Source organism: Streptomyces sp. NPDC041205, assembly GCF_055591765.1.
In genome coordinates, this window is record NZ_JBVIZH010000007.1 from 484,165 (window position 1) to 493,436 (window position 9,272).

Genomic DNA, 9,272 nt, shown 5'->3' on the forward strand with positions numbered 1-9,272 from the left:
GTCGCCGCCCCGACGTCGGCTCGCCGACCGCACCGCCGCCCGACACCTCAGGCGCGAGCGCCGCCCCAGCGCCTCAGACGCAGGACAGTCGCGACTGCGCCCAGTCCGCCAGGGCCGTCGAGGAGAACGGTGTGTGGGGCTCGACGACCAGGCGGATCGTCTTGCGGCCGGTCAGGCCGACCCGGACGGGTACCGCCGCGTCGCCGCCCTTGACCAGCGGGGAGCGCCACAGCGGCACCCCGTCGCCGTACACGGAAAAGCGCACCTTGCCGAGGCCCATCGTCATGTCGTCGACGCCGACGAGTGCCTCGTAGGAGGAGCACTTGCGGTTCAGGTCGATGGTGACCGAGGACCTGCCGTGCACGGTCACGCCGTGGCCGTAGCGCTTGTCGTCGATGGACATGCCCCAGCGCTGCCACACCCAACTGCTCTCGCCGAGCCGCATCTCGGGCTTGGTGCCGTCGCCGTTGAGGCCGTACTCCAGCTGGTTCCACTGGAAGACCCGCGGTGCGGGCGGCGGTGGGGGCGGTGGCTTCGGGGTCGGCTTGGGCGGTGTGGGCCTCGGCTTCGGCGGTGGGGGCGGCTTGGGCTTGGGCTTCTCCGGGGGCGGCTTCGGTTTCGGGGTCGGCTTCGGCGTCGGCTTGGGGGTGGGTTTCGGCGTCGGCGTCGGCTTCGGCGGTGGCGGAGGCTTGGGCTTCGGAGCGGGGGGCTCCGGCTTGGGCTCGGGCTTGGGGGGCGGCGGATCGCGCGGTACGACGGGCGCGGAGACCGGCGCCTTCGCCTTCGGCGGGTCCTCCTTGGGCTTGGGGTCACCGGCGAGCGCGATCGCCACGGCGACCCCGGCCGCGACCACGACACCCGCCGCGATCCCGGCCTTGGCGGGCGCGCCGAGCCCCTCGGCCGCGGCCGCGCCCCCGGCCCCGGCGGAACCGGCACCGCCCGCCGCGGCTCCGGCGGCCCCCGCCGCACCCGCGCCCGCGACGCCGCCGCCGATGAGGGCGGCCACCTTCGCGTACCCGGCGGCACCGAACCAGCCGATGACGGCGATCGGCACGACGGCGGGGATGCTGCTCGCGACTTCCTTGATCTGACCGGCGGCGACCCGGCAGTCGGCGCACTCCTCCAGATGCTTGCGCAGTCCGCGCTCGGCACGGGTGCGCAGGCCGCCGCGGGCGTAGGCGCCGAGCCGGTCGGCGTAGCGCGCGCACTCCTCGCTCTCGGTGCGCGTGGCGCTCACATGGGCCTGGAGGTAGGCCTGCTTGAGGCCTTCGCGGGCGCGGCTCGCCAGCACGCGGGTGCCGTTGGCGTCCAGGCCGAAGAGCGTGGCCACGTCGCTCGGGGACTCGTCCTCGACCTCCGTGTGCCACAGCACGGCCTGCCAGCGCTCGGGCAGGCTGCGGAACGCCTGCATGGCCAGGGACTGCTCGGCCTCGTGCATGGCGCGCACGTCCGCGCCGAGGTCGACCGTGTCGTCGTCGGACACCTCGGAGCCCCGGGCGGCCTGCGCGGCGAAGACCGCGAAGTCGTCGACCAGTTGCTCCCGTTTCGCGGACTTCGTCCACCCGGCCGCGACGCGCCGCACCGTGGTCAGCAGATAGGCGCGCACCGCGTGCTCGGGGCCGGACCCGGAGCGCACGGCTCCCAGCATCCGGGCGAACACCTCGGCGGTGAGGTCGTCGGCGGTGTGGGCGTCGCGGCAGCAGGTGCGGGCGTAGCGCCGTACCGATTCGGCATGTCTGCGGTACAGCTCCGCGTACGCGGAGTCGTCGCCCGCGCGCATGCGCTCGATGAGGTCGGCGTCGGACGGCGGCACGTCGGGGCCGATGCGGGCACCGGGCACCACGGCCTCCGTGCCCCCGGCGGAACCGCCCGCCGGGCCACCGGCGGGACCGGCGGGACCGGCGACCGTGGGACCGGCTCCCGGAGTCGCCTCCGACCCGCGCTCCCGCTGCGTCGGCACACTGGGATCGGGACCGGCCGCCCCGGACCCGCCGGAGCCACCGCCTGCCGAACCGCCCGCCGGATCACCCGCGGCGCCGGAGCCCGCGGCCCCGCCACTGCCACCGGGACCGCCTTGGTTCGGCACCTGCCGGGGAGGAAGCCCGCTCGACTCACCCCCACCGGGGGTGGGCTCGTCCCGCCCGTCAACACTCATCGCGGAAAGCCTCCGCATGCACACTCGGACCCGAACACCGGGCAAGAGTGCCACACGGTCGCGCTCCATCGAATAGCGAAGACGAGCAACCACCCGTCCGGGGCGCGTTCCCGCAATGGAGCACTAGCGTTCACTCATTCGGGGAATGCTCAACTCCCGTGAAACGTAAGGGAGTTGAGCATTCAGAACTCGTCAGGGCCCGAATGTCCCACGTGAACGGCTATGCGGGCCGGGACCGAAGCCCTTCGAGCAGGATGTCGAGCAGCCGCGACGAGGCCGCCGCCTGCTGCGCGGCGTCCGGCAGCGAGGGTGCCGCCGTGGCTATCACGAGCAGCACGTCCGACACGGTCACGTCCGCGCGCAGCTCACCGGCCGCCCGCGCCCGCTCCACGAGCCGCCCGACGACTTCGAGCAGCGCCGCCGCTCCGGCGTCGTCGCTCTCCGCCGCGGGGGCCGGCCGCTGCTCCACGAGCCGCAGCTCGGGCCCGGACAGCGAAGGCACCTGCCGCTGCTGCGGCACCCGGGCCTCCGCCGAGCCGACCGTCCCGGCGATGCCCGCCGGTCCCGTCGCACCCGCGGTGCCCTCGGCGCTGTCGGCGTCCGTCTGCACGCGCAGCACCTGCGGCGGCAGCAGCCGCCCCGCGCCCGAAGCCACCGACGTCCGCAGGAAGCGCGAGAGCGCCGACCACGGCTCGTCCTCCTGGCCGAGCGCCGCCCGTGCCTGTTCCGTCAGCCGGGAGGTCTCCTCCTCGGCTATCCGTCGCACCAGTACGTCCTTGCTGGGGAAGCGGCGGTAGACCGTTCCCACGCCGACGCGGGCGCGGCGAGCCACGTCCTCCATCGGCGCGCCGTACCCCAGCTCTCCGAATACCTCACGCGCCGCGCGCAGCACGTGTTCGAGATTCCGCTGCGCGTCCACGCGCAGCGGTGTCGAACGCGCTCCGTCCGTCAGATCGCGGCCGTTTCCGCCGGTGGCGACGGCAGCTGCCGACGCGGTCGCGGAAGTCCAGTGAGAGTCCTGAATGTGCATATACGTTCCCCCGGTAATGACGTCTCCCCCCGGAGACACTCCCCGCCATCGATGACCGGCGTGCGGGCGAAGCTCCTCCACGAGTCCGGCAAACCGGACCCGACGAGCGCATCCCCCGACACCCCGACGTCACACGAACATAGTTGAGCCAGAGTCAATTCAGAAGAGGTGGGTTCCGCACAGAGCGCCCCCCGATCGGAGTACGCACCGTTTCCCACCCGATTGCCCCCTGCGACACCACCCTGCCATCACCCTCTGACCTGCGCACATTCCACCAGCCCCGACAGCCGGGCGGCGCGGTGCCGACGGCGACTTCCTGTCATACAAATTGTCGAGCCTGTGGACAAACACGAAGTGCGGGTGCGTCATGGGATGGTGACGGAACCTGTGCGCATTCTCGTTGTCGGTGGTGGCTACGTCGGGATGTACACCGCGCTGCACCTCCAGCGGAAACTGAAGCCGGAGCTCAAGCAGGGCGCGGTGGAGATCGTCGTGATCTCCCCAGATCCTTATATGACGTATCAGCCGTTCCTGCCCGAGGCGGCGGCCGGTTCGATCTCACCGCGCCACGTCGTCGTACCGCTGCGCCGTGTTCTCGACAAATGCCGGGTGATCGTCGGCGAGGTGCGCTCCGTCGACCACGCCAAGCGCACCGCGTCGTTCACCACGCTCGCCACCGTGGAGGAGGGCGCGGGCCCCCTCGACATCGCGTACGACGAACTGGTCCTCGCGCCCGGCTCGATCTCCCGCACCCTGCCGGTCCCCGGCCTCGCCGACTACGGCATCGGCTTCAAGACCGTCGAGGAGGCCATCGGGCTGCGCAACCACGTCATCGAGCAGATGGACATCGCCTCCTCCACCCGCGACCCGGCCGTCCGCGACGCCGCCCTGACCTTCGTCTTCGTGGGCGGCGGGTACGCGGGCGTGGAGGCGCTCGGCGAACTGGAGGACATGGCCCGCTACGCCTCGCGGTACTACCACAACGTCAAGGCCGACGACATGAAGTGGATCCTCGTCGAGGCGTCCGGGCGGATCCTGCCCGAGGTCGGCGCGGAGATGGGCAAGTACACGGTCAGCCAGCTGCGCAAACGCAACATCGACGTACGCCTGGAGACCCGCCTCGAATCCTGCGAGGACCGTGTCGCCGTGCTCGACGACGGCGCCCGCTTCCCCACTCGCACCGTCGTGTGGACCGCGGGCGTCAAACCGCACCCCCTGCTCGCCGCCACCGACCTGCCCCGGAACGAACGCGGCCGTCTGAAGTGCACCGCCGAGCTGGCCGTCGACGGCGCGCCGCACGCGTGGGGCGCGGGCGACGCCGCCGCGGTCCCCGACGTCACCGCCGACGAGCCCGGCAAGGAGTGCGCCCCCAACGCCCAGCACGCCGTGCGCCAGGCCAAGGTCCTCGGCGACAACATCGCCGCGACCCTGCGCAAGCGGCCCCTCCAGAAGTACGCGCACAAGTACGTCGGCTCGGTGGCGTCCCTGGGGCTGCACAAAGGGGTCGCACACGTCTACGGACGCAAGCTGAAGGGCTACCCTGCCTGGTTCATGCACCGCGTCTACCACCTCAGCCGGGTGCCCACCCTCAACCGCAAGTCCCGCGTGCTCGCCGAATGGATTCTCTCCGGCCTGTTCAAACGCGAGATCGTCTCCCTGGGGTCGCTCGAGCACCCGCGTGCGGAGTTCGAACTCGCAGCCGGGGGCGAGCGCCCGAAGGAGTCCCGATGACCCCCGAGACCTCCGACCGGAACTCCCCGGGCGGGTCCGGCGTCTGACGGATGTCAGTCCCGTCGGCCAGACTGGACGTGTGACCATGATGGGCGGGCACACCCAAGACGGGCACACCCAAGAGAAATCGTCCGCTCCACGCCATGCTGTGTCTTCCCGGGAGGCGGCGCCCACAGCCGCCGCGCCACCGGCCGGACCCCCGGCCGCACACCCCCGCCCGATCCAGAAGCGACACCACGAGGCCTACCGCAGTGAACTTCACGCGCTGGAGCGCCCGGCTCCCCGGAACACAGCGCCGCGCCGCGGCGCGCACCAAAGCCGGCGGTTCCCCGGCACAGCTGGGCGAGAGCTCCGTCCCCGCGGCCCGGGCCGAGCGCCTCGCGGACACGCGGAGCCTCGCGGACACGCCCGCCGGGGTCGACGAACTCCCGGCCCGTGAGGTCCTCGACCGCATCCCGGCCCTCGTCGCCCTCGTGCACGGCGCGGACCACCGCATCGCGTACGTCAACGACGCGTACACCACGGCGTTCGGCGCACGGCCCGTGGGCGCCCCCGCGCGCGAGGCGCTGCCCGAGTTGGACGCGGTCGGTCTGCTGCCGCTCCTGGACCAGGTCCTGCGCAGCGACAAGCCGCGCACGGTCAAGTCCCGCAAGGCGCCCGGCGGCCGGTCCTACACCTTCACGTGCACGCCCGTGTCGCTGTCGCTCGGCGGCCCCGCGGACGACGGATCGGGCGGTGTGCTCGTCTTCGCCGCCGACGTCACCGACCACGCCGAGGCCGCCGAACGCCTGCGCGCCAGCGAGCGCACCCAGCGCGAGACGGCCGTGACGCTGCAACGCTCACTGCTGCCCCAGGAGTTGGAGCAGCCCGACGACCTGCGCGTCGCCGCCACGTACCAACCGGGCGGAACGGACGCCGCGGTCGGCGGCGACTGGTACGACGTGATCACCCTCGGCGGCGGCCGCACCGCCCTGGTCATCGGCGATGTCATGGGCCGCGGGGTGCGCGCGGCGGCCGTCATGGGCCAGCTGCGCACGGCCGTGCGCGCGTACGCCCGCCTCGACCTGCCGCCGCACGAGGTCCTGCAGCTCCTCGACGGCCTCGCCTCGGAGATCGACGCCAGCCAGATCGCGACGTGCGTGTACGCGGTGCACGATCCGAACGAGGGCAGCCTCGCGTACGCCTCCGCGGGCCACCTGCCGATCCTCGTGCGCGACGAGAACGGCACGATCCACCGCGCGGACGAGCCCACGGGCCCGCCGCTGGGCACCGGCGGCTGGCTGCACGCCTCCGGCTCCCTGCCGCTCGGCCCCGGCTCCACCGCCGTGCTCTACACCGACGGCCTGGTCGAGCGCCGCAGCGAGGACATCGACGAGGGCGTGGCAGCCCTGGAGCGCGCCCTGGCCGGGGCCACCGGCACGCCCCAGGTGATGTGCGACCGCCTCATCCGCGCCCTGGGCGTGACCGCCGACCACGACGACGACGTGGCGGTCCTCGTCCTGCAGCAGCCCGCCCGCACGGGTGTGCACGCGGACCTGTTCCGCAACGCCGCCCTGGAGCTCCTCGGCGGTGTGGAGGCCGCGCCCCGTGCGCGGGCCTTCGCCACCGGCGTCCTCGCCAGCTGGCGCTTCCCGCCCGAACTGCACGACCTGGGCGTCCTCGCGGCCAGCGAACTCGTCGCCAACTCCCTGCAGCACGGCACCCCGCCGATGCGACTGCGGCTGCGCCGCACCGACCGCCGCCTGATCATCGAGGTCACCGACGGCGACGACCACCTGCCGCGCCGCCGCCGCGCCGAGCCCGCCGACGAGGCGGGCCGGGGCATCGCCATCGTCGCCACGATCGCCTCGAACTGGGGCTCACGGCGCACGCCCGGGGGCGGCAAGGCGGTCTGGTGCGAGTTCGCACTCCCGCGCGCGTAGCCGACGGTTCTCGCGGAGCCCACTCCTAGGAGTGGGCGGTCACGGTCTCCGGGGCGTCAGGCGCGCCCTGTGCCACCACGCGGCTCTTCTGCAGGTGCGGGTGGTTCTGCGCCGGGCTGAGGTGCTTGCCGAGGCGCAGCGCGAGCACCGTGATGCCGAGCGAGAAGAGCAGGAACGTCACGATGTACGGAGCGTGCAGCGTGGCGCCCATGGGGCCGCCCACGGCCGGACCGACCGCGAGCGCGAGCTGCTTGACCAGCGCGAAGGCGGAGTTGTACCGCCCGACCATGGACTCCGGCGCGAGGTCGGCGACCAGCGGTGCGACGGTCGGCGCGAGCATCGTCTCGCCGAGCCCGAAGAGCGCGTACGTCGAGATGAACGCGGCGGTCGCCATGGCCTGGCTGCCGTGCCCCAGCCCCGCGTACCCGGCGGCTATCCAGGCCACGGCCCAGATGAGGCCGACGGCGGCGATCACCTGCGAGCGCTTGCGGCGCTCGACGAACCGCAGGACGGCGAACTGCGCGATCACGATGGCGCCGGTGTTGGCGGCCAGGGCGATGCCGAGCGTGGACGGGGATATCCCGGCGGCCTCGACGCCGTACGCCGAAAGGCCGGACTCGAACTGGCCGTAGCAGGCGAAGAACAGCACGAAGCCGAGGACGCACAGCTGCAGCATCACGCGGTTGCGGAATACGTCCCTGATGCTGCCGCCGGCCTGGGGCGTGGCGTCGGCGATGCGCGCCGAGCGGGGTATCCGGGCCGTCAGCATGACGCCGATGAGCACCAGGAAGATCACGGTCTCGATGGCGAAGAGCAGCGTGAAGTCGCTCGTCCGCTCATGCTTCACGATCTGCCCGCCGATGAGGCCGCCGATGCCGAGGCCCAGGTTCTGCAGGAAGAACTGCGTGGCGAAGGCGCGCGAGCGGGTGCCCGGCGTGGAGCACTCCACGATCATCGTGGCGAGCGCCGGCTGCATCACGGCCTGACCGGCTCCGAGCGCACCGGCCGAGAGCAACACGAACGGCGCGCTGGAGGACAGGCCCAGGCTGAGCGCGCCGACGGCGGCGGTGGACAGCGCGGCGACGAGCACGGGCATGGGGCCGCGCCGGTCGATCGCGCGGCCCGAGAAGGGCAGCACGATCAGCGCGGCCACGGCGAACGCGGCGAGCACGAGGCCCGCGGTCACCGCGCCCAGGTCCCGGACCTGCGCCACGTACACGTACAAGAAGGGGACGGTAAAACCGAGACCGAACGCACTCAGCGCGTTGCCCACGTGGATCCGGCCCATCGCAGCGCCCATCGCCTTGTTCACTTTCACCTGCCTTAGGACTGAAGACTTCGAAGCTAAAGTTAGGATCTAAACAATACACATCGAAGGACTTCGACGGCAAGCGGCCCCGTGCCATACTGCGGCCATGGGCGATACCCCCGGCCCCACAGAGCCGACACTCGAAGAGCAGATCGCCGCCTACCAGCGGGAGTTCCAGGGCCTCGACCCCCAGGTCGAGAAGATCGTCTCGGCCCTCGGCCGCCTCAACCGCCGCATGAACGTCGCCTACGGCCGCCAGACCGCGACGCTCGGCATCAGCAACGCCGAGTGGGAGGTCCTCAAGGCCCTGGTCCTGTCCGGCGCCCCGTACCAAATGGGCCCCGGCGACCTGGCCAAGCGCCTCGGCCTCACGCCCGCCGCGATGACCCACCGGATCGACCGCATGGTCAGCGAAGGCCTCGTCACGCGCGAGCGCGACGAGAACAACCGGGTACGCGTCATCGTCGAGCTGACCGCGGAGGGCAGGGAGAAGTGGCTGGAGGCGATGCGCCTCGCCACGGTCTTCGAGGACGACCTCCTCCAGGACCTCACGCCCGTGGAGCGCGGTGTGCTCGGCGAGGTCCTCACACGGCTGCTGCGCCGGGTCGAGCACGCCCAGCCCGACGCGGGCGGCCGCCTCACCGACCTCGACTGACCCTCGGCTCCCTCTGGACAGAGGACAGGGGGGTGCCGTGGCGCCGACCAGGGTGGGTTGACAGTCGCCTGCCCGATCCGTAAGGTTCTTCGGGTTGCCGCCGAGCTGTAACGGTTCTGCGACAGCAAATCCCGCCGCTCACGCGGCCACTCAAACCACCTGCACGATCTCCCTACGGGGATGATTTCGGCACGCCCGAATTCATTTCCCTGATCTTGTCGCGACCGGAAACGGCCCGATTAGGAACTGCCGGGAGAATCCGCTAAAGTTTGAGACGTCGGAACGGCCCAACAGCCGGGAAGACAACCCCGGTTGACTGGGAATCAGGCCCGAAAGGATCTGATAGAGTCAACACCGCCGGAAGGCCGAAAGGCCGGAAAGCACCGAGGAAATCGGGTCGGAACGGGAAGCCGGAAAGATCTGATAGAGTCGGAAACGCAAGAACAAAAGAAACACCGAAGGGAAGCGCC

General features: G+C 71.8%; 6 protein-coding genes. 3 read left to right on the forward strand and 3 right to left on the reverse strand.

The features are described from left to right. Positions 1 to 73: 73 nt before the first annotated feature. Positions 74 to 2,155 carry a sigma-70 family RNA polymerase sigma factor gene (locus tag ACZ6BG_RS29855; protein WP_469007169.1) on the reverse strand — a complete coding sequence of 694 codons (2,082 nt, stop codon included), beginning with the start codon at positions 2,153 to 2,155 and terminating at the stop codon, positions 74 to 76. Between the two features lie 220 nt (positions 2,156 to 2,375). Then, a complete protein-coding gene (locus ACZ6BG_RS29860; RefSeq protein WP_469007171.1) occupies positions 2,376 to 3,185 on the reverse strand; it encodes a TetR/AcrR family transcriptional regulator in 810 nt (269 codons plus the stop codon). Positions 3,186 to 3,557: 372 nt separating this feature from the next. Between ACZ6BG_RS29860 and ACZ6BG_RS29865 the strand changes: the two genes are divergently transcribed. Together ACZ6BG_RS29865 and ACZ6BG_RS29870 are read left to right on the forward strand one after the other, a co-directional pair. Next, positions 3,558 to 4,916 carry an NAD(P)/FAD-dependent oxidoreductase gene (locus ACZ6BG_RS29865; RefSeq protein WP_469007174.1) on the forward strand — a complete coding sequence of 453 codons (1,359 nt, stop codon included), beginning with the start codon at positions 3,558 to 3,560 and terminating at the stop codon, positions 4,914 to 4,916. Positions 4,917 to 5,167: 251 nt separating this feature from the next. Beyond that, the gene (locus ACZ6BG_RS29870; protein ID WP_469007176.1) at positions 5,168 to 6,838 is read left to right on the forward strand and encodes an ATP-binding SpoIIE family protein phosphatase; all 1,671 of its coding nucleotides are present in this window, start codon (positions 5,168 to 5,170) and stop codon (positions 6,836 to 6,838) included. A 25-nt stretch (positions 6,839 to 6,863) separates the two neighbouring features. On the opposite strand, the gene ACZ6BG_RS29875 is transcribed toward ACZ6BG_RS29870, so the two are convergent. After that, positions 6,864 to 8,138, reverse strand: a complete 1,275-nt coding sequence (locus ACZ6BG_RS29875) for an MFS transporter (protein WP_469007227.1) — start codon at positions 8,136 to 8,138, stop codon at positions 6,864 to 6,866. 115 nt (positions 8,139 to 8,253) lie between these two features. Here ACZ6BG_RS29875 and ACZ6BG_RS29880 point away from each other — a divergent pair, with 115 nt between their 5' ends. Then, on the forward strand, positions 8,254 to 8,802 hold the full coding sequence (locus ACZ6BG_RS29880; RefSeq protein WP_030362703.1) for a MarR family winged helix-turn-helix transcriptional regulator: 549 nt from the start codon (positions 8,254 to 8,256) through the stop codon (positions 8,800 to 8,802). Positions 8,803 to 9,272 lie beyond the last annotated feature (470 nt).